Genomic DNA, 343 nt, shown 5'->3' with positions numbered 1-343 from the left:
CGACCATCGCACCACCAGAAGGCAACGCCTGCATCAACCGACCACGCGCAGCCACCAACACACACGCATCCGCCAGCGACAACACCCCAGCCACATGCGCGGCAGCGACCTCACCGATCGAATGACCAGCCACCACATCCGCACGCACGCCCCACGATTCGAGCAACCGGAACAACGCCACCCCGAACGCGAACAACCCCGCCTGCGCGAACACCGTCCGATCGACCGAGTCCTCGTCCGACAGCGCCACATCCAGCGAAACCGACTGCCCCAACAGCGGATCCAACTGCCCGACAATCGCATCGAAATGCTCGGCGAACACCGGATACGCAGTCCGCAGCTC

1 protein-coding gene is annotated in these 343 nt (G+C 64.4%); it reads right to left on the bottom strand.

Features of this window, described 5'->3' with window-relative positions; all coding sequences use genetic code 11:
- Nucleotides 1–343 (bottom strand): acyltransferase domain-containing protein (locus ON44_RS33530; protein ID WP_040697935.1); only part of this gene is annotated, 343 nt, incomplete at both ends.

Source organism: Nocardia vinacea NBRC 16497, assembly GCF_000308835.1.
GTDB lineage: Bacteria > Actinomycetota > Actinomycetes > Mycobacteriales > Mycobacteriaceae > Nocardia > Nocardia vinacea.
The sequence above is the reverse complement of the archived record's forward strand: the minus strand, read 5'-3'. Positions and strand labels throughout refer to the sequence as shown.